The sequence below is a fragment of the Luteolibacter yonseiensis genome (assembly GCF_016595465.1).
Taxonomy (GTDB): Bacteria; Verrucomicrobiota; Verrucomicrobiia; order Verrucomicrobiales; family Akkermansiaceae; genus Luteolibacter; species Luteolibacter yonseiensis.
Genome location: NZ_JAENIK010000012.1, coordinates 563,044 through 588,816, shown reverse-complemented (window position 1 = coordinate 588,816; position 25,773 = coordinate 563,044). Strand labels below are relative to the sequence as shown.

The window sequence follows — 25,773 nt, the reverse complement described above, 5'->3', positions numbered from 1 at the left end:
TTGGTATGTGAAGCATGTGCCGTCATAAGACGGCGCAAGTTTTTCCAACCATGCGCTACCCGACCGAATTTCAACAAAAAACTCTCTGGAACGCCGCCACCGGGGTTTCCATCCTGGTGCTGGGTGCCTTGATTGTCGCGCTCGTCTGGCTTTTGGGCTATGTCTTCGGTTTTCTCCAACCGGTGCTCATCCCGCTGATTGTCGCGGGAATCATCGCCTATGTGCTGGATCCGGTGGTGAGGCTGCTGGAAAAAAGGGGCATGAGCCGGCTGTGGTCGGTGGTTTCCCTGTTTGTGGGAATACTGATCGCCATCACCCTGCTCGTGGCCGCCGTCCTGCCCGGCATCCAGAGGAGTCACGGGGCGTTGCGTGAATTCATGGCGAAGAGTACGATGGCCCCGGTTTCCACGACAGCGGAAGTGCCGGCGAACGCGGATCTTGCCGCCACGGACGATTCCCGACATCTCGCTCCCGCCCTCACGCGCTCGCTGAACACTCTCCGCAGGGAGAACGCGGATGGCCCCGTCGGCTGGCTCCTGACGGAAACGGACGATCTGGGCAATCCACGGGAACCCGCGAGGCCTGTGGACCAGGCGCTGACGTTGGATGACTTCGCCCACACCCGCGGCGGCCGCATGCTGGTCGAAAACCTGGATGTGATCTTCAATACCGGAAAGACCTGGCTGACGGCGGGATCCAGCAAGGTCCTGGGTTTTCTCGGGCTGATGCTCGGCATGATCATGGTGCCGGTTTACCTGTTTTTCTTCCTCAAGGAGTCCGCGGCCATCCGCACGCACTGGCATGATTATGTGCCTCTCAAGGCGTCCCGCTTCAAGACATCGCTGGTGGACACGTTGCAGGAAATCAATGGTTACCTGGTATCCTTCTTCCGTGGGCAGGTTCTGGTCGCCGCCATCGACGGCATGCTGGTGGGCATCGCGCTGACGATTTTCGGACTGCCCTATGGATTGCTGATCGGGGTGTTCATGGCCCTCCTGGGGGTGATTCCTTACATTGGCAACATCCTCTGCCTGATCCCCGCCTGCATCATCGGCTATCTGCACGCACAGAGCACGTCTCCTTTCGGCATGGGGCCGTGGGCATATGTCGGCTGCGTGGTGGCGATCTTTGTCATCGTGCAACAGATCAACTCGCTGGTCACCGCACCGAAAATCGTAGGTGATTCGGTCGGATTGCATCCGCTTACGGTGATCTTCTCCATGCTTTTCTGGTCGCTGGTGCTCGGCGGTTTTGTCGGGGCGCTTCTGGCGGTGCCCCTCACCGCGGCGGTCAAGGTGCTGTTCCGCCGATTCATCTGGGAGCGCAAGCTGAAAGAGGGAGCGGGTGCCGAGGCGGTCCCCACCGCGGCGGAAATTTGAACCCACATCTTCAATGGGGCGTTGCTTCACAGGCGCCACATCGCGTCACCGGGAGAGGCGATCCTTGATGGATTTCTCCGCGCGCTCCAGGAGGATCTTCAACTCGGGATCAGATCCCGCCTTCACCGTCGCCAGAACGGACAAGCTGTCAGCTCCTCCCACCCTTCCCATCAGGCGGATTGCCGAGAACCGGAGCGTACCGCTGGTTTCGGGGAACCGACGGAGCAGCGCAGGCTCGATGGCTTGCCCCATTTCCCCATAAAGGGCCTCCCACACTGTGGCATTTTGGGACCAGAGTTCATCCAGGACCGGAACAACATCGACGTTTTTCTCCTTCACGATCAGGGCGATCATTTCCTGCGGAACCACCTGCTTTTTCGCCTGCAGTTTCTTCGCTTCTGCCAACGCCGCGGCGCTGGCAGGCCCGGGTTGTTCGGACCAAGTCTCCAGCGCGCGGCAGATGATCGGTTTGAAATCAACCGTTTCCTCTCCCAGCAATGAAATCAACTGCCGGGTGATATCACTACGGTAGACGGTGGGAGGGGCGTCGGAAAGACGCTGCACGGCCCGCTTCGCGCGGTCGAGGTCGACGCTTTCCAATTCGCGGCGGTTCAGTTGATAGAACGCCGGGTCTTCCCGATTGATCAGCTTCTCCATCGGCCCTTCGATGAAATTCTCGTTGTTCACGCGCACCTCGACCACCGAGAGGTCCGGATAAATATTCTGCGTCTCGCCAAGCGGATTCGCCAGTTTCGCGAGTTCTTGCAGGCTCTTCGTCGTACCGGTAACGACCAGCAGGTAGCCCCCATCCCGAGGATAGGGGTGGGTGGAAGAGTCCGCTTCGGCGGCGCGGATGAAGTAATCCCGCACGAGGTTTTTGTTGCTTCCGCTCAGGTCCCGCAGCCAGATCCCGACCGCCCGCTTGCCACCTTCTTCCTTGGGATGTCTGGCGATTTCCGCGTCGAGCGGATCCGTTCCGATGCGGCTCTTCAGGGCGTTGAGCGACTTGCTCTGTTCCGTTTCCTTCGGAGCTTCAATGGAAGGGCCGGGACCGCCCGCCACGGCTTCCTGTCGGGACTGCGGCAATACCGAGCCGCTTTTGAAAAAGAACGGGACCGCCATGACAAAACCGGCAAGCAACAGTCCCACTCCCAGCGCCTTGATCCGTGCCTTCGGGTTAGCATAGACCAGCAGCAGCATGCCGAGCAAGCAGGCGAAACCACCCATCACGAGACGGTTTCCCGTCTCCATGCCGTCCAACATTCCTCCGCTGGAACCACCGAACATCAGGAGCAGCGCCATGAACACCATCCCACCCACACCCAGCGCGCCCGCCAGGATCCGCTGCGGTGACATCGGCTCCAGAACCGCGGGATCCGGCACGTTCGCATAACGGATGGTCTGGAGTCCCGAGAGGGATTCGCCCCCCGCGAGAGGCACCCGCTGGAAACGGTTCAGGGCCGGATCATTTCGCTCGCCGGGGTAGAATTTCTTGGTGCGGACGATCACCTCGTCATTGATGCGGAAACGGTGTTCGCAACCGCCGCACTCCACCGTCCGTTCCCGCAGGTCATCCCCGACCTTGAAGCGTTGGCCACAGGACGGGCAACGGATAAGCAACAGTGAGTCGTCAGGGTGCGGGTGCGTCATATCGTTACGTCCACTTTTCATGCAAACAGCATTGATTGCAACCCCAAGCATCACCCGAATCCCGAACGCCGGCCGGATCTAACAAAGTTCCGTCCGCAGGCGGGTGCCGGACGATGGTAAGGAAACATTAAATATTGACCTTTCCCTACTTTCTCCCTACCAAGTCGTCCCAATCAGAGCAAGCCACCCATGAGCACCCTCAGAGTCAATCCCCTCCCCACCCCGTCCGGCGATGCTGGAACTCCGGTCCTCCAAAAGGAATGGGAAGGTGGATTCGTGGATGAGGCGGTGATCGCAGCCATGCTGGCCCGCCCCTACGTGAAACGCAGCGCGCCCCAACCCGAGGACATGGCCCTCTCTGCGGAAGATCTCGATTTTGCTGGCTGGAGCGCACCCGTCGCGCCTGTGCGTGAAACGCCCGCTCCCCCGGAACCGGTCGCCATTTCCGTCCCAAGGGCGGCCCCCCTCCCCGCCGCCGAACCTGAGGAAGCCCGGCCACGCCAGGGCAACCTCCTCTGGTGGCTGGCCGGAACGGCTCTCGCGCTCTCGGCCATCTTGTTTTTCTCGGTGCTGCCATCTTTCCTTTCCGGGCCCGTGGTCCCCACTGTCGAAAAAGGCACGCCTCCGGGCCAGGCGAAGGCGGTGTCCGCCACCACCTTTCCAGCGCAAGATACTTCCAATGGAGAAGGCGGAGCGCCACAACCCTGAAACCCATCCGCGATTGATTGACTGGACCTCGCCGGCCACCCAATCTCGCCGCGCATGTCCCGCTCAGGATTGATCCTCAAACTCAGTTGCCACGACCAGCCCGGCATCGTCGCGAAAATCGCGAACTATGTCGCCGGCCACCGGGGGAATCTCATCGAATTCGCCCAGTTCTCCGACCAGCTCGGAGGAAAATTCTTCGCCCGGCTTGAGATCGTCACCACGGATCTGGATGTCGACGTGCAGGATTTCATTGACGGCTTCGGCACGCTCGGCCGCTCGCTCCAGGCGGACTGGCATTTCCGCAAGCTCCCCTACCGCATGAAAACCGCGGTGCTCGTCACCAAGACGGACCACTGCCTCAACGAAATCCTCTGGCGCGCCGAACTGGACGAACTCCCTATCGAGATCACCTCCATCATCGGCAACCGCCCGAACTGCCGCGCTATCGCCGAACGCGCGGGCATCCCTTTCCACGAGATCCCGATGGACGGCGACCAGCGCCTGCCCGGCTTCGCGGAAATCCGCAAGCTCGTCGAAGCCCAGGACGTCGAACTCATCGTGCTCGCCCGCTTCATGCAGATCCTTCCGGACGATTTCTGCCGGGACTTCAGCGGGAAGATCATCAACATCCACCACAGCTTCCTCCCCGCCTTCATCGGCGCGAACCCATACAAGCAGGCTTACGAGCGCGGAGTGAAACTCATCGGAGCCACCTGCCACTACGTCACCGCGGACCTCGACGCCGGCCCGATCATCGAGCAGGAGGTCGACCGCGTGCAGCACTTCCACACCCCGAACGATCTCGTCCGCCTCGGCCGCCACTGCGAGCGCATCGCCCTCGCCAAAGGCATCCGCTTCCACGTCCACGACCGCACCATCATCGACGGCCACCGCGCCATCGTTTTTCCGGATTAAAAATCCAATTGCAGGCTTTACAACCCGCCGATCACCCGCCATTTTCCCGGTCCCGGTTCGAAGGAGAGGTGGTCGAGTGGTCTATGGCACCTGATTCGAAATCAGACGTGGGGTAACACTCACCGAGGGTTCGAATCCCTCCCTCTCCGCCACCCTTTCATCATTTATGGAAATGGGAGTCCCCGGCAGTTTCTGATAGATTCAGCAAAAGGCCGTTTCATCATGCCTGGTCCGAAGTAGTCACGAAGACTCTCAACTGTGCGCCGTGCCCGGTCTGTGAAAAACAGCTTTGGCGATAGATATATTTCCCACGCTTCCTTGAAGCCTCCAGTTGCGGAAACCATATCGGCAATTTCGATGAGAATATCTTTTTCCCGTGGCTACTTACCAAGGATAACTGCTCAAATGGGTAACGGTGCAAGATTGCATGAGTCCGCTCTTTAGAAGAACGTCGGGAAGAGTGTCGGCGGTTCGAATCCTGCCTCGGCTCGCCCGTCTACTCCTCCGGCATCCATCAAACCCATGATCATCTTCGAAAACCCTGTCCCATTGTTCCCTCTTTTCACTTTGTTTCTTTCCACCGCTGGGGCGGCGACGTTGCCTGCGGGGTTTGCGGAGACAAAGATCGCGGACGACTTGAACCCCGTGACCATGTCCTTCTCTCCCGATGGACGGCTGTTCCTCTGCGAAAAGCACGGATTGCTGCGTCTGATCGACGGAGAGAAGCTGTTGCCGAAGCCCGTGTTGGACCTCAGCTCCAAGGTGGATGCTTGGAACGAGCGCGGGTTGTTGAGCGTTTGTTTTGATCCGGAGTTTTCCAAAAACGGTTGGATTTACGTTTATTACACCCACAACCGCGACCCGGACGACAAGGCGCGCACCTCCAGCAACAACCGCGTCAGCCGGTTCACGCTGAAGGGCGATGTGGCGGATTTGAAGAGCGAGGTGGTCATCCTGGAACTCGACAACCTCTCGAAGATCGGCTGGCATAACGGTGGCGGATTGGGCTTCGGCAAGGACGGCAAACTCTACGTCAGCACGGGTGAGAATTCGAAGGATTCGAACGCGCAGGATGGCGGGAACCTGTTGGGAAAACTGCTGCGCATCAACAAGGACGGCACCATTCCCTCGGACAATCCGCATTACAACGAGTACAAGGACAAGAACCGCGCCATCGCCGCGCTGGGCCTGCGGAATCCTTTCACGATCTCGGTGCAACCGGGCACCGGGTTGCTGTATCTCAGCATGGTCGGGGCGAATTTCGAGCAGATCGAGGCCTACGACACCGGCAAGCCGCCGGTGGTGGTGAACTACGGTTGGCCGGGGATCGACGGCCCGCCGAAGAACCAGAAGCAACCCCCGGGCTACCGCGCTCCGGCGTATGCCTACGACCACGGTGGCGGCGGTGGCACGGCCTTGTGCGGCGGCGATTTCTACAATCCCGCCAAGCCGGGCACGGACGCGTTTCCCTCCGAGCACACCGGACGCTATTTCTTCTCGGATTACAAGGGCTGGATCAAATCTATCGACCCCGCCACGCCGGACAAGCGATACGATTTCGCAAAGGACATCGACCGTCCCATCGACGTGGACACCGCTCCGGATGGCTCGCTCTGGTATATCGCCCGCGCGGGCATCCCCGGTGGATCGGACGAGGCGAACAGCGCCAGCAAGAACGGTTCCGTCTGGCGGGTGCGCTGGACCGGCGGCGGACAGGTGGCGAAGCTGGCGGTGATCCAGCAACCGGTGAGCACCAACGTCGGCACATCCATCGGCACGGTGAAGGTCGCGCTTCAGGATTCCTCCGGGAAGCCCGTGGATGCGGCGAACGACAGTGTCACACTCACACTCTCTTCCGGCGGCACGCTCATCGGCACCAGCAAGGTTCCGGCGGTGAAAGGCGTGGCCACGTTTCCCGCACTCAGCATCGCCAAGCCAGGACGCGGTTACACGCTCCGCGCCAGCAGCGGCAGTTTTTCAGCGGTGAGCGGCGGATTCGATATCGAAAACCGTCTCGCCACGCCGGCCATCATGCCAGCCAGCGGCGCCTTCAGCGGTCCGGTGTGGGTCAGCATCTCCAATCCCACGCCCGGCACGACGATCCGCTTCACCACGGATGGAAAAGCCCCGGACGCGGCATCGCCCGTTTACACCGCTCCATTCCAGATCACCACGGGTACCGTCATCAAGGCCATCGCCCGGCGTGACGGCCTGCCTGACAGCGGCGTGGCCGGCGCGGACATCCGGATTTCAGGAAACACGCCTTACGGGCTGGATACACGACCTGCCGTGAGCGGATTGAATCTGCCCGCGACGGCGGATGAAGCACTTCCACCCACCCTCTCCGCCACCGGAATCTTCAGTGACAGGAATCTGACACCCAAACCCGGTGTGATCCCCTACTCTCTGAACAGCCCGTCGTGGAACGACGGCGCGGAAACCCGCCACTGGGTGATCCTGCCGGACTCGGGAAAAATCGGTTTTGCGGACAAGGGCGAATTCACCTGGCCGGGCGGCACGGTTTTCATCCAGCACTTCGAGATCGAAACCGATCAAACCAGCAAGGCCCGCCGGCGCCTGGAGACGCGCTTGCTGGTTCTGGATCCGACCGGTGGCTTCGGCTATGGTGCTACCTACCGCTGGCGACCGGATGGCAGCGATGCCGATCTCGTGGATGCGGCGGGTCAGGAAGAGGTGTTGAAAATCACCGACGCGTCCGGCACCACCCGCAACCAGACATGGAGCTACCCCGGCAGCGGGTTGTGCTTCATGTGCCATACGCCGAACGCCGGATTCGTGCTCGGTCCGAAAACCCGCCAGCTCAATGGCGATCACGCCTACCCGAATGGACGGACCGACAACCAACTCCGCACATGGACCTATCTGCAGATGTTCGGCCCGGCCTTGGATGAAAGCGCGATCAAACATTTCGCACATACCGTGGCCGTGGATGACACCAAGGCATCAGTGGAAGACCGCGCGCGCTCCTATCTCGACACGAACTGCGCCCACTGCCACCGCCCTAACGGCACCGGTGCGTTGTGGGACGCCCGCTACGACACGCCGCTGTCCGCACAAGGAATCATCGGCGGCGAATTACGGAACACGCTCGGCATCGAGAATGGAAAAATCGTCGCTCCGGGAGATCCCGTGAAATCGATCCTGCACCATCGCATGGCCTCGACCAACCTCACCGAACAAATGCCGCCGGTATCACGCAATGTGGTGGATGCCACGGCGCTTGAAGTGCTGGGTGAATGGATCAAGAAGCTGTCGCAGAAAGGCGAGTGACCACATGGACATCGTCTCAATAAGGAGCGTGGACGCCCTCGTCCACGCAGCCGATGGAACGTGCGACACGAGCGCGAAGCTCTTCCTCACACCTCGCATCCGCAGGTCGGACGAGGGCTCATTGCGCGACGCCACAGATCAGTGTGCCTCCGTCTCCTCCAATGGCTTCGGTTTTTTGCTGACTTTCCCGATCACCACGAAAAACACCGGCACGAAGAAAATCGCGAGCACCGTGGCAGTGGTGATGCCTCCCAGCACTCCGGTGCCGATGGCGTTCTGCGCGCCCGAGCTGGCACCCGACGCGAAGGCCAGCGGCACCACACCGATACCGAACGCCAGCGAGGTCATGATGATCGGTCTCAGGCGCAGCCGCGATGCCTCCACCGCCGCATCCACCAGCCCCATGCCGTCGCGATAAAGATCCTTGGCGACTTCCACGATCAGGATCGCGTTCTTCGAGGAGAGGCCGATGATGGCGATGAGTCCGACGCGGAAATAAATGTCGTTCGGCATGTCGCGCAGGATCACCCCGGCGACCGCCCCGAGGATGCCCAGCGGCACCGCGAGCACCACCGAGAGAGGGATCGACCAGCTTTCATAAAGCGCGGCGAGGGCGAGGAAAACGATCAGGATCGACAGTCCATAAAGCACGGGCGCCTGCGAACCGGAGACGCGTTCCTCGTAAGATTGTCCGGACCACTCGTAGCCGAGGCCGGGAGGCAGCTTCTTCACGAGTTCCTCCATCGCTTTCATCGCGTCACCGCTGCTCTTGCCGGCCGCCGCTTCACCCGTGATCGAGAATGCGGGGAATCCGTTGTAACGGGTGAGGCTCGGTGGTCCGATGATCCACTCGGTTCTGGCGAACGTTCCGATCTCCACCATGTGACCCGCCGTGTTCCTCACCCGCAGTTTCTTCACATCGTCCACGAGGGTGCGGTGTTTCCCATCCGCCTGGATGATGATGCGGCGCACCTGGCCGTTCAGGATGAAATCTCCCACATAGTCCGAGCCGAACATCACCGCGAGCGTGCTGTTCACCTCCTCGATCGTCACGCCCATGGCCTGGGCCTTGGCGCGGTCGATGTCCAAGCGGAGCTGCGGAGTGTCCGTCATGCCGGCATACATCACCGCCTTCAATTCGGGATTCCCGGCAGCCATTCCCAGCAACTGGTCACGCGCTTTCACGAAATCCTTGTAAGGAATGCCGCCGCGGTTCTGGAGGCGGAAGTCGAAACCGGAGGTGGATGAACCGAGTTCCGGCAACGGTGGAGCGGTGAGCGCGAAGATCATCGCGTTCGGCCGCACGCCGAATTTCTGGTTCACCCTCGCGACGACGGAACTCACGTGGTCTTTCTCCTCCTTGCGTTCGTCCCAAGGCCTGAGCATCGCGAAGATCATGCCCGTGTGAGGCCCGTTTCCGAAGATGCTGAATCCGGCGATGGAGAACGAATGCACCGCGGATTCCTCCTTCACCATATACTCGTTGATCTCCGCAAGAACCGCGCGGGTCTCACGCTGGGTCGCCCCCTGCGGCAGGGAAACGGGGATCATGAGGTTCCCCTGGTCCTCGTTCGGCAGGAAGGAGGATGGCAGGTCGCGATACATAAGGAACGTCGCCCCGACGATCGCCGCGAACACGAAAAGATAGCGCACGGGCTTGCGGACCAGCGCCGCCACCGTTCCCGAATACCTGTGTGTCGTCTTGTCAAAGACACGGTTGAACCACCCGAAGAAACCCTTCTTTTCATGATGATCCGCACCGATCGGTTTCAGCATGGTCGCGCAGAGAGCCGGAGTGAGCGAAAGCGCCAGGAAGGCTGAAAACCCGATGGAAACCGAAAGCGTGAGCGCGAACTGGCGATAGATGTTGCCGACCGCTCCCGAAAAGAACGCCATGGGAATGAACACGGAGACGAGCACCACCGTGATGCCGATGATCGCGCCGCTGATCTGTTTCATCGCCTTCACGGTCGCCGGGCCGGGTGCGAGCCCCTCCTCCTTCATGATCCGTTCCACGTTTTCGACGACCACGATGGCGTCATCGACCAGGATTCCAATGGCGAGCACCATGCTGAACATGGTCAGCACGTTGATCGAGAACCCCATCGCCATCATCACCGCGAACGTCCCCAACAAGGCGATGGGCACGACGAACGTCGGAATCAGCGTGGCCCGGATGTTCTGCATGAAGAGGAACATCACGACGAACACCAGAGCGATCGCCTCGAACAAGCTCACCACCACCTTCTTGATGGATACCGCCACGAAGGGTGAGGTGTCGTAAGGAATCTCATACTGTACTCCGCTCGGCAGCAGCGGCGCGAGTTCGTCCATCGCCTTCTTGATCCCTTCCACCACCTCCAGCGCGTTCGATCCCGGTGCGAGCTTCACGCCCATGCCGGTGGCGGCCCTGTCGTTGAGACCGGACACGATCTGATAGTCACTGCCGCCGAGCTCGATCCGCGCCACGTCGCGCAGCTTGATGGATGATCCGTCGGGCAGGCTCCGCAGCTCGATGTCGCCGAATTCCTCCGGCGTGTCGAGCGAGTCATCCGCCACGATGGTGGCGCTGAGAGCGGCCGATTCAGGTACGGAATGGCTGCCGATGTCGCCGATAGTGATCCGGTTGTTGTTGCTGCGGACGGCGTTCACCACGTCCGAGGCCGAGAGTTGCAGCGCGGTGAGTTTTTCCGGATCCGGCCAGATACGCATCGCACGCTCCGCGCCGAAGATCTGCACCTGCCCCACGCCGGGCACCCGGCGGAGGATGTCGATCACGCGGGATGCCGCGATCTCTCCGAGGGCCACCGAATCATACTTCGGATCCTTCGAGGACAATGATACGAACAACTGGATGTTGTCGGCGGCCTTCTCGATGCGGATGCCGCCCTGCCTGACCACCGCGGGCAAGCGTTGCTCCACGACCGCCAGGCGATTCTGCACCTCCACCGCCGCGATGTCCGGATTGGTGCCTTGCTTGAAGGTGAGCTTGAGCGACGCCGCTCCGGTGGACTCGCTGGTCCCCGCCATGTAGATCAATCCGGGCGCGCCGTTCATCTCGCGCTCGATGACCGCGGTGACAGTTTCCTCCACGACCTGCGCGGAGGCTCCGGGATACGATGTGGAAATGTTCACCGTCGGCGGCGCGATGTCGGGATACTGGGCGACCGGCAGCGAACGCAGGGACAGCAGCCCCGCCAGGATGATGAACAGCGATACGACCCATGCGAAGATCGGGCGCTTGATGAAGAAGAAGGCCATGGCTCGGGAGTGTTATTTGATTTCGGTTGCCACCACCTTCGTCCCCGGAACGAAGAAGCCCGGGTTTTCCACAATGATTCTTTCGCCCCCCTTGAGGCCGCTGGTGAGATGCCAGCGGTTTCCATCGATGTTCTTCGCCTCCACCGGCAGCGCCACCACCTCGTCGCTCGCGTTGATGGACATTACGATGGACCCTTCGTTCGTGCGGATCACCGCCACGCGAGGGACGAGGATCGCCTGTTTCTCCACTGCGAGATCGAACGAAGCCCTGACATACATTCCCGGGAATAGCTCGCGTTTGGGATTCGGAACCAGCGCGCGCATCATGACGCTGTCGGTGCTAGGTTCGACCGCCAGATCGGAGAAAATGAGTTTTCCGGGTTGGGAATAAACGCTTCCGTCGCCGAGGATGATTCCCACCTTCACCTCGTTCGGATCGATCCCTTCGAAATTTCCTTCCGCGAGGGAGCGGCGGAGCGAGACCACGTCCGAGACCGGCTGGGAAAAATTCACGTAGATGGGGTCGATCTGTTCGACCGTCGTCAGCAGGGTGGCGGAGTCCTCGCCCACTAGCGCGCCCTCGGTGACGGCGGCTCTTCTCGCCCGTCCGTCGATGGGCGAGGTCACGGTCGCATATTCGAGTCGAAGGCGGGCCGATTCCCTCGCCGCCTTGGCGGATTCGATTTTGGCGGCGGCCTGCAACAACTCGGACTCCGCTTCCTTCATGTCGCGGAGACTCACCGCATTGCTGGTGATGAGGGCCTGGTAGCGGTCCTTCTTATCCTGGGCCAGAGCCAGATTCGCCTCGCCTTCCGAAAGCGCCGCCTGGGCGGCATCGTAAGCGGCTTGCAGCGGGGCTTGATCGATACGGAAAAGCACGGCTCCAGCCTTCACTTCCTGCCCCTCTTCGTAGGCGCGTTCTTTCACAACGCCGGAAACACGGGCCCGGACCTCAGCCTGGCGATAGGCTTCCAAGCGACCCGGCTGGCTTGATTTGACGACAAACTGCTCCGGCTTCACCGTGATGAACTTGGCTTCCTGCGGCCCGGCCGGGCCTTGGGGAGCCTGCTCCTCCTTTTTGCAGCTGGTCATCGCCAGAATGGAAAAACTCAGGAACAAGACGGGGGAAAGAAAACGGATCTTCATGGCGGACTGCGGCGTGCGCGGGACACATTCCCTATAAAAATCAACGGGTCAACATTTATTCGTTTGCGAACAATTAAATTTACTCGTATTTTTTCCCGGTCATTCCGAAACCCATGGCCCGCAAAACCAAAGAAGACACCCTCAAGACCGTCGTGAAAATCCTGGACGCCGCCGAAGTGGTTCTGGTGGACAAGGGTGTCGCGAACACCACCATCAGCCTCATCGCGGAGAAGGCCGGAGTCTCCAAGGGCGCCGTCTACGGCCACTACAAGGACAAGGTGGACATCTGCGTCGCAGTCTGCATGCGGGGCTTGGAAACCACGCGTGAGATCACCTCGATTTCGCCCGGGGAAACCTATTTGGAAACCCTCTATCGCTGGGGGATGAACTACCTCCGCACCGTGGGCGAATCCGCATCCGTGAAAAACGTCCTCGAGATCCTTTACATGAAGTGCGAGAAGAGCAGCGAGTACCAGTCCATCCAGGATGTCCGCATCCTTTGGGAAAGACGTGCGTTCAGATCCACGCAACAGCTGATCCGCAAGGCCGCCTCAGCGGGGGAGATCCCGGCGAACACGGAGGTGGACCTCTGCAACATCTACCTCCATTCGCTCATCGAAGGCATCATGGGCACGCTATGGTGGACCGAACGCCTGCCTGAGACAGACCGCTGGGCGCAGGTGGAAAGGATGATCCGTGCGGGCATCAAAACGATTCAGGATTCCGACCATTTCACGAAGTGACGCCCGCGATGGTCAGCTTTACAGCCGGGCGACCAGATAGAGCGGATCATCCTCCGCCACGGTGATTTCCAGCAAGTCCCCCGCCCGCTCCAGCATCCTTTTACAGTCGGGCGACAGATGACGCAGTTCCAGTGTTTTTCCCAGCTTGGCATAGCGGCTCGCCAGCGCCTTGATCGCCTCCAGCCCGGACATGTCGCAGACCCGCGCGTGATGGAAATCCAACACAACCCTGGCAGGATCACCCGCCGGATTGAATTGCTTCGCGAAGTCCTGGACCGAGCCGAAATAAAGCAGTCCTTCGAGACGATAGATCCTCTGATCCGCCGATTCGCCGACCAGTGAAAGACGAACATGCTTCGCACTCTTCCATGCGAACACCAGCGCGCTCAAGATCACCCCGCTGATCACCGCCACCGCGAGATCGTGCCACACGGTGATGCCGGTGACGGCGATGATCACCAACACATCCGACAGCGGCACCTTCCCGATGGTTTTGAAACTCGACCACTCGAACGTCGCGATGACCACCACGAACATCACTCCCGTAAGGGCCGCGATCGGGATGCGGTCAATCAACGGTGCGCCAACCAGAATGAAAGCCAGCAACGCGAGCGCCGCGAAAACACCCGACATGCGTCCCCGCCCGCCGGAGCCGATGTTGATCAGACTCTCGCCCACAAGGGCACAGCCGCCCATGCCCTTAAAAGCTCCCGCCACAATGTTCGCCGCACCGAGCGCCAGAGCCTCGCGGTTTCCCTTGCCCCGGCTCTCGGTCAGTTCATCGATGAGCTGCAGGGTCATCAGGGTTTCGATCAATCCCACCAGCGCGAAGATCACCGCATATGGGGCGACAAATCGGAATGTCTCCCACGTCAGCGGCACATTTGGCAGGTGGGGCATGGGTAACGCACCCCGTACGCTGGAGAGATCGCCCACCGTCTGGGTCGTCAGGCCGAACGCGCCGATGATGCTCACGACCACGATGGCCGCCAGTGACGAAGGAACCTTCTTCGTGAAGCGAGGAAGCACATAGACGATCGCCATCGTGAGCGCCACCAGCCCCAGCATCGTTCCCAGTGCGGAACCCGCAAGCCAGTCTCCCACCACCGCGCCTTCGCGTTCCCGGAACATTTTCAATTGCGATAGGAACACGACGATCGCCAGTCCATTCACAAACCCCATCATCACGGGGTGTGGCACCAGGCGGATCAAACGGCCGAGTTTCAACACGCCGATGACGATCTGAATCACCCCCATGAGGATCACCGCCAGCAACAGATACTCGAAGCCCGCGCCTTCTCCGCCGCGGCGGTTGCCTTCCGAAACCAGCGCCACCATCACCACCGCGAGCGAGCCCGCCGCCGAGGAAATCATGCCCGGGCGTCCGCCGAATGCAGCGGTGATGAGGCACAGGATGAAGCCCGCATACAGTCCGGAAATCGGCGGCACGCCCGCTACGAATGCGAATGCGATCGAGCCGGGAACCAACGCGAGCGCCGTCGTCAGGCCGGCCAGCGCGTCGTCCTTCCAACTGCCGCGCTTCTTTTGAAATAAGTTGGAAAACATGAATTGGAAATCAGTGATGTGAAGAAATGGCGGACGTCTGATCGGCGGGAAAACAGGAAGGAAATCCACCGGATTCCCTCATACGATCAAACCAACATGCGCGCCGGACGGCGTCCCTCATTCACGGTAGCGCCATCTCACCGGGTCCGGCACGGAGCTGCGCGATCTCAAAAAAGCCGGACACATCCCGGCCACTCGACCCGCATAACCAGCCGAGGGTCACCAGGGCGACAAATGGTTTTCATTTTGTCCGTTAGGACGGTTTTCGGGCTCAATAGACAAAATTTCAACGTTTATTGAGGATAAACCAGATCTCAGACACCGACGCAGATGCGAGCGATCCATACCGGAAACCTCCATCAACGGTCAGCCGGTGGTGGTTTCCAAATAGGCTAGCAACCAGATGAGCCGGAACAGGTATCCGGCGTATCATGGCCCGTGTCCGCAGCGGGTCAGCTGTTGGATTTCAGGCGTCCGAGAACTTCCTGATACGCCTCCATCACGCCGCCGAGGTCGCGGCGGAAGCGGTCCTTGTCCATTTTCTCGCCGGTCTTGAGGTCCCACAGGCGGCAGCCGTCGGGGCTGATCTCGTCAGCGAGGACGATGACGGATGGATCCGAGACGAGGCGGCCGAACTCGAGTTTGAAATCGACGAGCTTGAGACCGGCTTTGGCGAAGAAGTCGATGAGAATGGCGTTCACCTTCAGCGCGGAAGCGCGCAGGTGTGCGAGGTCTTCCGGGGTGGCGAGGCCCATCTCCCGGATGTAGTCGTCGTTGATGAGAGGGTCGCCGAGTTCGTCGGATTTGTAGGAAAACTCGATGATCGGCTGGGAGAACACCTTGCCCTCTTCCGTACCGGTGCGCTTGCAGTAGCTGCCTGCGGAAATGTTGCGGATGATGACCTCCACCATCAGGATGGTGACTTTTTTCACCTCGACGTTCGTGTCGTCGATCTTGCGGACGAAGTGGGTGGGCACGCCCGCTTCTTCGAGAAATCCGTAAATGAGGGTGCTGATCTCGTTGTTGAGGCGGCCCTTGTCTTCGAACTGCGCCTTTTTCTCACCGTTGAAGGCGGTGGCGTCGTTCTTGAACTCCATGCGCAGGGTGTCCGGATTTTCGGTTGCCCAGAGGCGCTTGGCCTTTCCTTCGTAAAGCGGTGTCATCCGGAAGTCGTAAAACCCTCTCACGCCGCGGTCAAGAGCGTGGGTGAGGAAGAACGAAAACAGCCCCGGTTGCGGGAATTTGCCAGGCTGCCGTGATCCAGGGTTCGCAAGACAACCGGGCGGTCATTCGCGTAATTTGGCGTGGCGCTCGGCCATGGTCCATGCGACCTCGGGCACGAGCTTGTGCCAGTCCTCGTCCTTGGCATTGATCATCCGGCAAACATCGCGCCCGGTGTAGGAAAGGACGAAATCGTCCTCGCACGGAATCGACTGGATGCGCCCGTTCGCGAGGAAGTGGCGGTAGAGGTGCACGCTGTCCTCCGGCGCACGGAATGTATCCGCGGTGACCAACTCCCCGTTGCGACGGTTTTTCCACGGGAAAACGTGCAGCGTCACCCCCTCCTTGAACAACCGCCCGAACGACTCCAACAAGCCCCCGGCCAGCTTTTCCGACCACTTCGGTTTGAAAAGCTCGTTCAGCAGCCCGATGCTGAGGATGATACCCACGGGCTTGTTGGTATAGCGGTGCAGGAATGCGGCGATGCGGTGGAACTCCGCGCAGCGCGACAGCAGCACGGTTTTGCCCAACGATTGCAGCGCGTCCGCACGGTCGAGGAAATCCACGGGATCCACCCCGCGGCCACGCAGCAGGTTGTGCATGGAGATCTCGCACAACTCGATGGCAGAGACGCGGTCGGTATCGCTGAGGGAGTTCACGAACCCGTCGCGCGCCTGTTCCAACATCTTGAGATGCACCTTCATCACCGGATCGAAACTGCCGCGAAGCAGCAGGACGGGGTGGCGGTAAAGCGCTTCGGCGGGTTGCACGACCTCGCCGCTCGGCAGGAACATGGTCGCATCCGTCAGACCGCTTTCCACCAGTTGCAGGGCGCAGAGCCGGTTGTCGAAAAAGCCGTATCCGTGGCCGGTGAATTTCAGCAGGTCCACTTCCACCCGCCCCGGGACGAGATTGTCCACCAGGGATTCGACGAATTTCTGCAAATGACCGCGGTGACGGAATACGGAATGGATCAGATTCACCCCGACGACGCCGAGCGCTTCCATCTGGTCGATGGTTCTGACATCCAGCAATCTGACGTGGAGCACCACGTCGGAAGGCGGATCACCCGGTTTCATCTGGAAACGGATGCCGAGCCAGCCGTGGCACTCGCCATTGTCCTGCCAGCCGCGGGCGCGCACGGTGTTGCAGAAGGAGAAGAATGTCGTGTTTTCACCACGTTTCGGAGCCAGTCGCTCCAACAGGATGGCATATTCGTGCTCGATCATCGAGGAGAGCCTCGCGGCGGAGACATAACGCTCCGCCTGGCCGTAGATGGCGTCGCTCATCGTCATGTCGTAGGCGGAGATGGTCTTCGCCACCATTCCCGCCGTGCCTGACGCGCGGAAGAAGTGATTCGTGGTTTCCTGCCCAGCGCCGATTTCAGCGAAGGTGCCGTAAACCATGGGGTCCAGGTTCAGTTCCTGCGCTTTTTCCAGTGTCGTTTGTGTCATTTTTCCTCCGTGTTTTCCACCCAGCCATCCGTCACGAAACGCTCGATCTCCACCTGGGTTCCCGAAGTGGCACCTTTCGGATATTTCAGGGAAAGCATGAGAGCGAGGCTTTTGGTATCCGAGTCGAGGTGGATTTTCTGATCGAGAAGGGTGCCTTTTTCGACATAACCATAAAACGATCTCTCGCCGTCCGTGGAAATGAGCCGGTAGGATTTCCACTTCTTTTCATCCGTGAAGGCGAAATTGTAATACTCCACCGCGGACAGCGTCACCCGGAAAACATGGCCGGTGGTCGGCTTGGTTCTGATAAAATCATCCCACGACATTTCCGACCAGCCCACCCAGCTCTCCCAGTCGACCTTCAGGCCCTCCGGAGTGTCGACAAATGCGATGGCCTTCGTGTCCAGGTCGCGGGTGGTGACATGCAGGGATAGCAGATGGCCCAACACGGAGGCCTCTCCGCTGGAGTTGAATTTCGACAATCCCGGCGGGCTGACTTTCCCGTCAGGATGAAAAGTCCTCATCCTGGACTCCGCCACTTCCGGGTTGCGGATCAAAGGGAGCAATTCGTCCACGGACTTCGCTTCCAGAAATTTTTTCGCGAGCGGCTCGGCATCCTTGAGCAGGGCGGCTTCCCCGCGCACGGCGGCCTCCGGGACGATTTGTTTTCCGCCATCCGGATTGGAGACGGCAACTTTTTCGGGAACCGCCGGCTTGCTGCCGGAGTTGAGCAAAACCACCGCACCTCCCACGATCAGTGCGAAAAGAACACTTCCACCGATCAGCATCATCCGCATTTGCCGGTTTTCACCACGCCCGGATCGTGAAGAGCGGGGCTGTTGCTCCCAGGAATGTTGGTCGGAGCCCCCCGCTTTCCTGCCGCGACGGCGTTTTTTCAACACCTGCGGCTCCGCATCCGCCACGGGCTCCTCCACCACCATCCGACGCACCGTGGTCATCAACGGAGGAGGAACATCGTTGGCGGTTGGAATCTTCAACAAGCGCCTGCAACTGGGACACACGATCCCCTTGCCATCATGATCCCTCGGCACGCGAAACACGAACCGGCAATCCGGACACACATAACCACTCCACCGGCGGGCGCTTTCCATCGTCTCTGACACGCCACAGACTGTCGCCAGCCCACAGCGGTCTGCAAGCATTGAGGTGGTGAAAATCCACCCCAGTCCCCCGGAAAAAATCCGGAGCGAGTTTTCCGGTAGGAATCACGTCGCCCCAGCGTAGGACAAGTCATTGAAATGAACTACCGGCCGCCATTCCTCGCCCTGTGTGCCCTCCTAAGTCCTTGTGTTTCCGCCCAGGAAGCTCCCCCGGCGTTCCCCAAAGACCCGCTCGATACATTGGAACGCACCTGTTTTCAAACCTCCAAGCCCTGGAGCCCCCAAGGCAACCTCCGCTCGGATGTCGCCATTTGCTATGGAATCGATGCCACGCTGCCGGAACGTGTCGCCACCTGGAGGGACCGCGGCTATCGCGTGCATCTCATGACCGGTGTCGCCTGGGGCAACTACCAGGACTATCTCTACGGGCGATTCGATGGGAAAAACCATGAGGACAACGCTCAGACCGATCGCAATGGCAAGAAAATCAGCCACGGTGGCGACGTCTATTACATGTGCCCGGCGGAAAACTACGGAGAGTTCCTCTGCGTGGGCGTCCAGAAGGCTCTTGATGCCGGGGTCGAGGCGGTGCATCTGGAAGAACCGGAGTTCTGGGCGCGCGCCGGATACTCGGAAGGATTCAAACGCGAGTGGCGGTCCTATTATCAGGAGGAATGGCAGCCACCCCATTCCACTCCGGACGCACAGTGGCGGGCCTCCAAGCTCAAGTATTTTCTCTACCGCCGCGCCCTCCAGCAGGTTTTCAACCACGTCCAGGCCTTCAACAAACGCACCGGAAAACACGTCCGCTGCTACGTTCCCACCCACTCGCTGATCAACTACGCCCATTGGTGCATCGTCAGCCCGCAATCCAGCCTCGCCATGCTGGACGGCTGCGATGGCTACATCGCCCAGGTCTGGACCGGCACGTCCCGCACCCCGAACCATTTCCGGGGAAAACTCAAGGAGCGTACCTTCGAGACCGCCTTCCTGGAATATGGTGCCATGCAGAACCTCGTCCGTGCCACGGGCCGCTCCGTCTGGTATCTGAACGACCCGATCGAGGACAATCCCCGCCACGACTGGACGGACTACCGGACCAACTGGGAATCCACCCTCACCGCCTCGCTGCTCCAGCCGGACGTTTCCAAATATGAAGTCGCCCCCTGGCCCGAACGCATCTTTGGCGGAAAATATCCGCGTGGTGCGGAGGACGCGAAAACCATTCCGCCCGAATATGCCACCGAACTCCAGATCGTCGGCAACGCCCTCAACGACATGAACCAGGCCGACATCAAATGGGATTGCGGCACCCAGGGCATCGGTGTCCTCATCAGCGACTCCCTCATGTTCCAGCGTGAGCAACCCACTCCGAGCGATCCGCACATGGCACACTTCTACGGGCTCGCCCTCCCACCCCTCAAGCGCGGCATCCCGGTCACTCCGGTCCAGCTCGAAAACGTCCCGCTGCCTCATTTCCTCGACACCCAGAAAGTCCTCCTCCTCAGCTACACCGGCCAGAAGCCGCAATCCCCCGAGGTCCACCAACCACTCGCCGACTGGGTCAAAAAAGGTGGCGTCCTCATCATCGCCGATGACGACAAGGATCCGTATAACCAGGCCCGCGAATGGTGGAATGAACAGGGCAAAACCACGCTCATCCCACGCAACCATCTCTTCGATGCCCTGGGCCTCAAGGACGGACAATTCAATGGCGCACCCGTCTCCGTTGGAAAAGGCTCCGTCATCTGGCTCCGCGAGAATCCCGCCACATTCGCCCTCGGCGAAGAGAGCGAACGCCGGCTCATGGACACTCTCAAGCAGGCGGCCGCTCTTGCCCGCCTCACTTGGAAGGAAACCAACCATTTGTCCCTCAAACGCGGTCCCTATCAGATCGCCGCAGGTCTGGATGAATCCATTTCTGGTCCGGCGGCAACCCTCACCGGCCGGTTCGTGAATCTTTTCGACCCCACCCTCTCCGTCCAGAAATCCTTCTCCGTCACCCCGGGCAGCCGCTACTTCCTGCTGGATCTGGATGCGGTGAAAAAATCCGACAATCCGCAGGTTCTCGCATCCGCCTGCAAGGCCCTGCCCCTCAGGGAGAACTCATGGACCGTCGAAGGCATCACCGACACGCCCGCCGTCCTCCTCATCGCCACCGGAAAGGTCCCGAAATCCGTGAGACTGGACGGTCGGGAGATCACCGGATTCAACCACGGTGACGGGCTTCTTCACGTGCGCTTTCCGAACGAATCCCGCCCTCGTGTGCTCGACCTCGTTTTTTGACAACCGCCGGAGCGGGCGGACACGCTATCGCTCCTTTTTGACAGATCCGGGAGACATGGTGCGGGCATCCGCAGGAATGTCGAAATGCCCCGCCGGATAACCCTCCGGGATTGTCGCGCTGATAAGTTCGATGGAAAACGGCCCTTTGGTGATCCTGAAGGTCTCGGCATCGTTGGAAGATCCCAGGGAATTGCTCCATTCCATCCGCAGCGGCAGGATACGGGACATGCCCAGCAGTTTCATGTGATTGCGGAAATCGTGATGGCCTCCTATGTCCGGCTTGTGATAGAAAACATTTTCCCCGCTTGAAGCCGGAGGTGGAGAGGCGAGAAAATGATACAGTCCGGCCAGAGCCGTCAGGGACTCCACAAGAACATAATCCAGTTTCAAGGCGTGCACTGTCTCCTGCGCGGCGGGAAACGGATAAGTCATGTATCGCGCGGGATATCCGGTCAATTTGCTGGTGGAAGCCCGTTCGGGGCCTTTTTCCAGAAACAGCCGGCAGAGCAAATCCGTGCTGAAAAGTTGTGGATCATAAGGGAGAAGCCGCATCTGGTCGAAGCGTCCCCATTGTTTCTGCCCCAGGCCTATCTTGCCGTCCTTCATGACACGGTAGATCGTCCAAATGAAAGCACCGTCGGCCATGTCGTAGATGAGCGTGCTCCTTTCCACAGGAAATTCCACCCGGCCCCGGGTTCCTTCGGTGTTGATCCTGACCTCGAAGGCGCCGCGTGCCGATGTGGTCAGGCGATAGACCAGATCCAGCCGGGGCAGCGATGCCGGGGTCGCCGTCGCTTCCCAGAACCTGAACCGGACCTGATCCTCGGTGACCAGATCCGTTTCAGGCAGGATGGCGGTCGCACCCTTGGTATTTTTCAAGACGATCTGATTCATTTTCCGCCCTTCCGGTGTCCCCTTCAGCACACGCCCGTCCTTGAGCTTCCACGAGTGGAGGAATGGCCCCGGTTTCACCTCGGGAAGTTCCAACCTCGGATAAACCCATGCGGGATTTTCGACGGTTGAAGTTTGCGCGGACAAAGCTCCTGTCGGGATCAAGTATCCGACAATCAGGGATAGGAATGATTCGCGCAATCTCATGATTTCCCGGACAGCCTGTTAGAAGCGGAGAAGCGGATCAAGTTGCAAAGCACCCGTTCACTCCGGCGTTTGACCTTCCTCCGCGTCGTCCTCGATTTCCTCCCTCACGATCTTCAATCCAAGAAACCCGCTGCCGTGGACAAAGCCGCACGACTCGCACACCATCCACAATCCATCCTGTTTGTCTCCGCCCACGCGGCCACCCCTGCCACAAAAAGGGCAGAGCATCCGCAGTTTTCCGAAAGCCAGCCGGACGCCCATGAAAGCACCGGTGAGACCGAGAATGACCATCAGCCACATCGCGGCGGCTCCCAACCTCCCCATCAGGCCGCCATCCGGCATGAAAAACGTGATGACGATGATGGGGAATAGGATGAAGCATCCTACCTTCGTGAGATAATACCAGAGTCGGAATGGCATGAGCGGGGAAAAGATATGAACCACGGAATCTCCGGAATACACGAAAATGAAGAACAAATGTGTCGGACCGGATGATGAAGCCGGGATCACGACTTCCGTGTATTTCGTGTATTCCGTGGTTTATATGAATGGAGTCTCAGGAATCGGTTTGCCCGTGAGATCTTTTGGCATGCCAAGCGTGGATCATCCCGGCTTGGAAGAAAAGCAGCGGAGAATCAAAGCCGCCGAGCGCGATGATTTCTCCTACCTCACGAGGCAGCAGGACCGCCACGTCCCGGGTATAGGCTTCGCGCATTTGTTGGATTTCCCCCGGATCCACGATCGTCCCGCTCCCTCTCATCACCTTCAGCCAAACCTCAAGCAAGCCCGGCCGGTCGCCCGTGCCGGAAATGTCACCCGCGAGATCGGAACTGACGAGGATACCCTCCGGACGAAGTCTGTCGGCAATGCCGTGGAAAAAACCGGCACGGTCCGTGCGGTCCAGGATGAATTGTGAAACCAGAAAGGAGGTTGCGGCGTCGAACGACCCATCCTGCGGAAGCGAATCGAGATAGCCGCAGTGGAAGACACAGCGTGAAGCGATCCCCGCCTCCTCCGCCCTGCACCGGAAAACCTCCAGCATCGCCGCGGAGGGTTCGACCGCGGTGAATTGCCAATCGGGAAACTTCCTGGCCAGATAAAGGATCTCAGCCCCCGTTCCCGCCCCCACGCACAGGATCCGTGCCGACGTGGGAAGTCCGGAGAGCACTGAACCGGTGAGCAGATGCAACGCGCCGTTGATCGGTGCCAGCCGCCCCCACTTCTCGTCATACGTCGCCGCCTGCTGATCGAAGATCGCGGTGATTTTTTCTTGTTGCATGGGGTGATGGATAGTTCCCGAACAGGACGAATCAAGTTCGGTTTCAGGTTTCCTCATCCCAAGAGAAACCCGTCCCACCACCGCATACCAACGGAGGAAGGACGGGTGAGATTTTGTCGCCCGGGTGTTGGAATCCCAACCAACCATCGCAACACCCTGGCAATCTCCCGCCGATGTCAGCGGCGACGGCGGCGTAGGAACATCAGCGCGGCAAGTCCCGCGAGCCCGGCCGAGCCCGGCTCGGGAATGCTGTAGAGAACCACGTCATTCCCTCCGGTGATGGCGACAGGGCCGGAATCACCAAAATCGCCCTGATAGGTGATGAACAGTCCCTTGCCTCCGAATGTGCCCACCAGCGCACCTTCGGCCAGACCATCGAATGCGCCGGTCAGGCTTGCTCCGGATTCCAGTTGGAAAATTCCGAACGCCTGGTAGTCGTCAATCGTGAAGCCGCCGAACATGCTGACCGCCAGAGTGCCAGCCAAGGTGAGAACTGAAGAAGCGCCGGTCAGCTTCGTGCGGTCGTACTGCTCCGTTCCATTCAGGGTGAAGTCGGTGCCGCCAAGCTCGATACTGGTGATGGTCCCGGAACCAAGGGTGAGATTGTCGGCGATTTCCAGCGACCCGGGACTTGCGCCCGGCGAGTAGGTCGCAGCCCCTACGGTCACCGAACCGGCAATCGTGCCGGTACCGCCCAAGGTGCCACCATTGACGTTCACCGCGGTCTCGCCCAGCGAACCATTGACCAACAAGGTCCCCGCGCTCACGAGGGTCTCGCCGGTATAGGTATTGGCAGCCGTGAGCACCCAGGTCCCGGTCCCTGCTTTCGTCACCCCGGTCAAGCCTGTTGTTCCATTGGAAATGACCCCGCTGACGGTGTTGTCGTTGGAGGAGGCACCTTGGAGTGTGAGGGAGCGTGGCGAATCACTGGAGATCTCCCCGGCCAGCGTCAGGGTTCCACTGGTGGACTGGATGACCGTTCCTCCGCCACCGCTTGTCATTCTGATGGTTCCGTTGATGGTGTTGTCGCCGCTGGCGTTGTTGATCGAATAACCGACGGCACCGACGGTCGTGCCATCGTTGCTTGTCAGGAAGGTGATGGAAGATGGAATCGAAATCCCACCTTCCAAATGAACGGCACCTGTCCGGGAGGTCTGTGTTACCTGGCCGCTCGCGCCGAACGCATTGTTATGCCGCGCGATGACGATGCCGGAGGTCACCGCAGTGCCTCCCGTATATTCGTTGGCTCCGGTGAGGGTCAGCGTGCCGGTGCCGTTTTTCACAAGGCCACCCGCGCCGCTGATGACTCCCGAAAGAGTCTGGGCGGCGGAGCTTTCGTATCTGAATGAGCCGGCGTTCGCGATGTTTCCGGCGTAGCTGCCCGCATTCAGGGTTCCCGCTCCCCAGATGGCGAGAATGCCACCATTGACCGTGGTGGTTCCCGTGTAGGTGTTCGTCCCGGTGAGCCTCGTGGTTCCCGCCCCCACCTTGACGAGGTCGATGGTTCCGAGCCCCCCGCCAATCACGCCGGAAGCGGTGACCGTGTTGGCGCTCCCGCCGAAAGTCAGCGTCCGCGTATTGGCCGTGTTTGATGTGATATTCCCGGAAATGGCGAATCCTCCGCTCGTGGCACCGGAAATCATCAGGTTCTGGTTCAGCGCGATATTCCCGGAAACGCCTGCGGCGCTGGCGCCGTTGTCGGTGTCGATCGTGTAAAGGCCGGTAGTGACGGCATCGCTCGCGCCTACGGTGACATCACGTGCGAGAACGGTCGCGCCATTGATCCGGAGGGTCACATTCAGATTGGAAGCGATGGATGTCGCATTCCCCAAGGCGATGGCCGAGGTGGCGGCACCCGCCGAGGAGGCTCCCGTCAGTCTCAGGGTTCCATTCTCAATGGTGGTCGTTCCGGTGTAGGAGTTCGCCCCTCCCACGCCCAATTGGAACGCGAGGATGCCGGCTCCCTTTTTCGTCACGGATTTCCCTGCTTCTCCTTCCGAGATGTTCCCGGTGATGGTGAAGGTGTTGTTCGTGGAATTCGTGGTGATATCGATGGAATCATTCAGAACAATGTTCGCCGTGATATTGTCCGGATTGGTCGTGCTGGTGCCAGCGGTCGCGCTGTCGGTGAGGACCGCGTTCGTGGTGCCGGTGTTGTCGAAGATCAGCGATCCCGCCGTGCCTGCACGGATCGAATAGAAAGCGGTGTTGTTCGTGTCCCCGAGCAGAAGCTGCCCGACGGTGATCGGCACGTTCAGGTTCACGATGTTCTGTGTCACCCCTCCGGTGATGTTCTTGGTATCCATCGTTGCGATCTCACCGACTCCATTGGGAAAGGTCGTGTTCGGAGTCCAGTTGGCATTGGCATTCCAATCGCGGGTGAACGCGTTGGCGATGACGTTCCAGGTCGCGTCCCCTGCAATAGCCTGGCCTGACAGCATGGACAGTCCGGCGAAGCACAGGACGACACCCGAGCCGGCGCCATGGGCCAGCCTGGGTAAAGCCCGGTTTGCTTTGGGCGATGAGAATTTCAAACGGTTTTTGGGTTTCATTTTGATTTGTGGTTTTTGAAGACGAGGGAGAACTGCTTCAGACCGAGGCCTAACCAGCTGCTTGCGAACCGGGACAGATGGGTTGAAGGTCTGAACCGGGGTC

At 60.0% G+C, this 25,773-nt stretch carries 17 protein-coding genes and 1 tRNA gene; 7 read left to right on the top strand and 11 right to left on the bottom strand.

Annotation, left to right across the window (positions count from 1 at the left end; translation table 11 throughout):
- Positions 1-50 precede the first annotated feature (50 nt).
- A complete protein-coding gene (locus tag JIN84_RS18180) occupies positions 51-1,379 on the top strand; it encodes an AI-2E family transporter (RefSeq protein WP_200352493.1) in 1,329 nt (442 codons plus the stop codon).
- A gap of 45 nt (positions 1,380-1,424) precedes the next feature.
- On the opposite strand, the gene JIN84_RS18175 is transcribed toward JIN84_RS18180, so the two are convergent.
- Entirely contained in the window at positions 1,425-3,050 is a 1,626-nt protein-coding gene (locus JIN84_RS18175; protein ID WP_200352492.1) for a zinc ribbon domain-containing protein, read from the bottom strand.
- Positions 3,051-3,218: 168 nt separating this feature from the next.
- On the opposite strand from JIN84_RS18175, the gene JIN84_RS18170 reads away from it, so the two are divergent.
- The 4 genes from JIN84_RS18170 (at position 3,219) to JIN84_RS18155 (ending at position 7,943) form a co-directional block, all read left to right on the top strand.
- Positions 3,219-3,737, top strand: a complete 519-nt coding sequence (locus tag JIN84_RS18170) for a hypothetical protein (protein WP_200352491.1) — start codon at positions 3,219-3,221, stop codon at positions 3,735-3,737.
- Positions 3,738-3,791: 54 nt separating this feature from the next.
- Positions 3,792-4,652, top strand: a complete 861-nt coding sequence (gene purU / locus JIN84_RS18165) for a formyltetrahydrofolate deformylase (protein ID WP_200352490.1) — start codon at positions 3,792-3,794, stop codon at positions 4,650-4,652.
- Between the two features lie 62 nt (positions 4,653-4,714).
- Positions 4,715-4,804 (top strand) — tRNA-Ser (locus JIN84_RS18160).
- A gap of 370 nt (positions 4,805-5,174) precedes the next feature.
- Positions 5,175-7,943, top strand: a complete 2,769-nt coding sequence (locus JIN84_RS18155; protein WP_200352489.1) for a PQQ-dependent sugar dehydrogenase — start codon at positions 5,175-5,177, stop codon at positions 7,941-7,943.
- A 138-nt stretch (positions 7,944-8,081) separates the two neighbouring features.
- Here JIN84_RS18155 and JIN84_RS18150 read toward each other — a convergent pair whose 3' ends face one another.
- Both JIN84_RS18150 and JIN84_RS18145 read right to left on the bottom strand, forming a co-directional pair.
- Positions 8,082-11,204, bottom strand: a complete 3,123-nt coding sequence (locus JIN84_RS18150; protein WP_200352488.1) for a multidrug efflux RND transporter permease subunit — start codon at positions 11,202-11,204, stop codon at positions 8,082-8,084.
- Between the two features lie 12 nt (positions 11,205-11,216).
- Positions 11,217-12,350, bottom strand: a complete 1,134-nt coding sequence (locus JIN84_RS18145) for an efflux RND transporter periplasmic adaptor subunit (RefSeq protein ID WP_200352487.1) — start codon at positions 12,348-12,350, stop codon at positions 11,217-11,219.
- 113 nt (positions 12,351-12,463) lie between these two features.
- On the opposite strand from JIN84_RS18145, the gene JIN84_RS18140 reads away from it, so the two are divergent.
- A complete protein-coding gene (locus tag JIN84_RS18140; RefSeq protein ID WP_200352486.1) occupies positions 12,464-13,093 on the top strand; it encodes a TetR family transcriptional regulator in 630 nt (209 codons plus the stop codon).
- Positions 13,094-13,111: 18 nt separating this feature from the next.
- Here JIN84_RS18140 and JIN84_RS18135 read toward each other — a convergent pair whose 3' ends face one another.
- From JIN84_RS18135 to JIN84_RS18120, 4 genes are all read right to left on the bottom strand, one after another.
- Positions 13,112-14,659, bottom strand: a complete 1,548-nt coding sequence (locus tag JIN84_RS18135) for a SulP family inorganic anion transporter (protein WP_200352485.1) — start codon at positions 14,657-14,659, stop codon at positions 13,112-13,114.
- Positions 14,660-15,111: 452 nt separating this feature from the next.
- Positions 15,112-15,822: a phosphoribosylaminoimidazolesuccinocarboxamide synthase gene (gene purC / locus JIN84_RS18130; RefSeq protein WP_200352484.1), complete on the bottom strand. Its 711-nt coding sequence runs from the start codon at positions 15,820-15,822 to the stop codon at positions 15,112-15,114.
- Positions 15,823-15,945: 123 nt separating this feature from the next.
- Entirely contained in the window at positions 15,946-17,334 is a 1,389-nt protein-coding gene (locus JIN84_RS18125; protein ID WP_200352483.1) for a TonB-dependent receptor, read from the bottom strand.
- Positions 17,331-18,293, bottom strand: a complete 963-nt coding sequence (locus JIN84_RS18120; RefSeq protein ID WP_200352482.1) for a hypothetical protein — start codon at positions 18,291-18,293, stop codon at positions 17,331-17,333. Before JIN84_RS18120 ends, JIN84_RS18125 begins: the two co-directional genes overlap by 4 nt.
- Before the next feature lie 300 nt (positions 18,294-18,593).
- Here JIN84_RS18120 and JIN84_RS18115 point away from each other — a divergent pair, with 300 nt between their 5' ends.
- The gene (locus JIN84_RS18115; RefSeq protein ID WP_200352481.1) at positions 18,594-20,741 is read left to right on the top strand and encodes a hypothetical protein; all 2,148 of its coding nucleotides are present in this window, start codon (positions 18,594-18,596) and stop codon (positions 20,739-20,741) included.
- A gap of 24 nt (positions 20,742-20,765) precedes the next feature.
- Here JIN84_RS18115 and JIN84_RS18110 read toward each other — a convergent pair whose 3' ends face one another.
- The 4 genes from JIN84_RS18110 to JIN84_RS18095 form a co-directional block, all read right to left on the bottom strand.
- Complete coding sequence (locus tag JIN84_RS18110; protein ID WP_200352480.1) at positions 20,766-21,839, bottom strand: hypothetical protein; 1,074 nt, start codon at positions 21,837-21,839, stop codon at positions 20,766-20,768.
- A gap of 57 nt (positions 21,840-21,896) precedes the next feature.
- Positions 21,897-22,259 carry a hypothetical protein gene (locus JIN84_RS18105; RefSeq protein ID WP_200352479.1) on the bottom strand — a complete coding sequence of 121 codons (363 nt, stop codon included), beginning with the start codon at positions 22,257-22,259 and terminating at the stop codon, positions 21,897-21,899.
- 136 nt (positions 22,260-22,395) lie between these two features.
- Complete coding sequence (locus tag JIN84_RS18100; RefSeq protein ID WP_200352478.1) at positions 22,396-23,118, bottom strand: class I SAM-dependent methyltransferase; 723 nt, start codon at positions 23,116-23,118, stop codon at positions 22,396-22,398.
- Between the two features lie 176 nt (positions 23,119-23,294).
- Positions 23,295-25,670 (bottom strand): beta strand repeat-containing protein, encoded by a 2,376-nt coding sequence (locus tag JIN84_RS18095; protein WP_200352477.1) that lies wholly within the window; start codon positions 25,668-25,670, stop codon positions 23,295-23,297.
- Between the last annotated feature and the right edge of the window lie 103 nt (positions 25,671-25,773).

What these genes read in the sequence shown, in the direction of transcription:
- JIN84_RS18180 (WP_200352493.1), top strand. Translation starts at nt 51, where the DNA reads ATGCGCTACCCGACCGAATTTCAACAAAAAACTCTCTGGAACGCCGCC.
- JIN84_RS18175 (WP_200352492.1), bottom strand. Translation starts at nt 3,050, where the DNA reads ATGAAAAGTGGACGTAACGATATGACGCACCCGCACCCTGACGACTCA.
- JIN84_RS18170 (WP_200352491.1), top strand. Translation starts at nt 3,219, where the DNA reads ATGAGCACCCTCAGAGTCAATCCCCTCCCCACCCCGTCCGGCGATGCT.
- purU (WP_200352490.1), top strand. Translation starts at nt 3,792, where the DNA reads ATGTCCCGCTCAGGATTGATCCTCAAACTCAGTTGCCACGACCAGCCC.
- JIN84_RS18155 (WP_200352489.1), top strand. Translation starts at nt 5,175, where the DNA reads ATGATCATCTTCGAAAACCCTGTCCCATTGTTCCCTCTTTTCACTTTG.
- JIN84_RS18150 (WP_200352488.1), bottom strand. Translation starts at nt 11,204, where the DNA reads ATGGCCTTCTTCTTCATCAAGCGCCCGATCTTCGCATGGGTCGTATCG.
- JIN84_RS18145 (WP_200352487.1), bottom strand. Translation starts at nt 12,350, where the DNA reads ATGAAGATCCGTTTTCTTTCCCCCGTCTTGTTCCTGAGTTTTTCCATT.
- JIN84_RS18140 (WP_200352486.1), top strand. Translation starts at nt 12,464, where the DNA reads ATGGCCCGCAAAACCAAAGAAGACACCCTCAAGACCGTCGTGAAAATC.
- JIN84_RS18135 (WP_200352485.1), bottom strand. Translation starts at nt 14,659, where the DNA reads ATGTTTTCCAACTTATTTCAAAAGAAGCGCGGCAGTTGGAAGGACGAC.
- purC (WP_200352484.1), bottom strand. Translation starts at nt 15,822, where the DNA reads ATGACACCGCTTTACGAAGGAAAGGCCAAGCGCCTCTGGGCAACCGAA.
- JIN84_RS18125 (WP_200352483.1), bottom strand. Translation starts at nt 17,334, where the DNA reads ATGACACAAACGACACTGGAAAAAGCGCAGGAACTGAACCTGGACCCC.
- JIN84_RS18120 (WP_200352482.1), bottom strand. Translation starts at nt 18,293, where the DNA reads ATGACCACGGTGCGTCGGATGGTGGTGGAGGAGCCCGTGGCGGATGCG.
- JIN84_RS18115 (WP_200352481.1), top strand. Translation starts at nt 18,594, where the DNA reads ATGAACTACCGGCCGCCATTCCTCGCCCTGTGTGCCCTCCTAAGTCCT.
- JIN84_RS18110 (WP_200352480.1), bottom strand. Translation starts at nt 21,839, where the DNA reads ATGAGATTGCGCGAATCATTCCTATCCCTGATTGTCGGATACTTGATC.
- JIN84_RS18105 (WP_200352479.1), bottom strand. Translation starts at nt 22,259, where the DNA reads ATGCCATTCCGACTCTGGTATTATCTCACGAAGGTAGGATGCTTCATC.
- JIN84_RS18100 (WP_200352478.1), bottom strand. Translation starts at nt 23,118, where the DNA reads ATGCAACAAGAAAAAATCACCGCGATCTTCGATCAGCAGGCGGCGACG.
- JIN84_RS18095 (WP_200352477.1), bottom strand. Translation starts at nt 25,670, where the DNA reads ATGAAACCCAAAAACCGTTTGAAATTCTCATCGCCCAAAGCAAACCGG.